This window comes from Bradyrhizobium retamae (assembly GCF_001440415.1).
Taxonomy (GTDB): Bacteria; Pseudomonadota; Alphaproteobacteria; order Rhizobiales; family Xanthobacteraceae; genus Bradyrhizobium; species Bradyrhizobium retamae.
Window position 1 is genome coordinate 1 of sequence record NZ_LLYA01000105.1, and the last position, 1,632, is coordinate 1,632.

Below are 1,632 nucleotides of genomic sequence, written 5' to 3' on the forward strand. Positions count from 1 at the left end.
GTCTCCTGCGACGAGAAGCCGGGAATCCAGGCCATCGCAACGACGGCGCCGGATTTGCCGCCCAAGCCTGGCGTCCACGCCACCTTTGCGCGCGATCATGAATACAAACGACATGGCACGCTCAGCCTGTTGGCTGGGATTGATCTGCTCACCGGCAAGGTCCACGCCCTTGTCAAAGATCGCCATCGCAGTCGAGAGTTCGTCGAACTCCTCAGACTTATCGATGCCGCCTATCCGCCGAACACTGCGATCAAATTGATCCTCGACAATCATTCCGCGCACATCTCGCGAGAAACCAGAGCTTGGCTCGCCACTCGACCAAGCGGGCGCTTCGAGCTCACCTTCACGCCCAAGCACGGCTCATGGCTCAATCTCATCGAGGGATTCTTCTCCAAGTTGGCCCGTTCAGTCCTCCGCCACATCCGGGTGGCCTCAAAACACGAACTCAAGGAGCGCATCATGGCCGGTATCGACGACGTCAATCGCCATCCGGTCATCCACACGTGGTCCTACAAACTCGTCGACGCCGCCTGATATGATTCGAACCAAGAAAACGCTAATCTAGCTGCCGTTATCCGAGTTTCGCGCGATGATGCCCACGTTCGCAATAGCGATGGCGCCGTTAGAGCCAACCTCGAACAAGCTATGTAACTGCCGGATACGCATCGTCGTGAGAGCGACGGCGCAAGCAACAGCCAAGCCAGAGGTGATCGAGGCGGTGGGCGCCCGTCGGTTTTCCGAGGCGGAATTCGCCTTGGCCTGCGCGCGCGCTTCCGTACGAAAGCAAAGGCGCCTCTTGTCTAGAAGCCGCCAAGCTGTTGCGAATGCGACATCGCGAGCGAAAAAAAGCCAATTTGCGGTTGCGTCGTAGTGGCTCAAATCCTGCACCGCGCCAGGGTGGCAGTAGGGCCAAGCCGGTCGCAGAAGTCCGAAGTTGCAATTGAAGAGGAATCGCGAGCTGCGGAGCATTGGGAGCTTTTTGGTTTCTAAGCCTCTCAACGCATTTCCGCTGTGCTTCGTTCCGCTTGCGGACCGGTGCTGTTCGCACGGCTCTCGACATAGGTGTAATGATGAAATCCGCGTCTAGTGAGAACGAATCGATCAAGACCGTCGCCCCTGAGAGCCAATCGAGGGTCAACGCCATTCTGACGACAGCTTTTACAATGTGCCCCTTATCGAGGTGGCTCTATCCGGAGCCGGAGCGCTACTAGCGCCATTTCAGCGGGTTCATCGAGCATTACTGAGGCGATCCATACACCAATCGAAGCGGCGCATATTTCGATAACGGCGACAAAGGCGCGTTTCTGTGGCAGACCGACAAAATGCATCGGGACGACGCGCGGATGATGAAGTTCTGCTCGGGAGCGTTCCAGAGTACAGGCGAGCGGAAACCGAAAGGGTATTCGAACAGTTCGGCAAATATCATCCGCAGACGCCGTTTTGGCATTTCACCATGCTGGGCATCGATCCCATGCACCTGCGATCTAAGCTGGGGGACCGTCTGTTCCGGTACGGCCTCGCGATTTCCGACGAGGCGAAAGCACTTGCATTTGCAGAAGCCACTAGGAGCCTGTCCGAGTAATCGGATTTTTCTCGACGAAGAACAAGCGTTGTGATTCAAACGGTAGATGA

Annotated in this window: 2 protein-coding genes; one reads left to right on the forward strand and one right to left on the reverse strand. The window is 56.8% G+C overall.

What is annotated here, in order from left to right; genetic code table 11:
- Nucleotides 1–534 (forward strand): IS630 family transposase (locus tag CQ13_RS12245; RefSeq protein WP_156433639.1); only part of this gene is annotated, 534 nt, incomplete at its 5' end.
- 703 nt (nucleotides 535–1,237) lie between these two features.
- Here the strand turns inward: CQ13_RS12245 and CQ13_RS44990 are convergent.
- On the reverse strand, nucleotides 1,238–1,632 hold a 395-nt coding region (locus tag CQ13_RS44990), incomplete at its 5' end, for a hypothetical protein (RefSeq protein ID WP_210183067.1).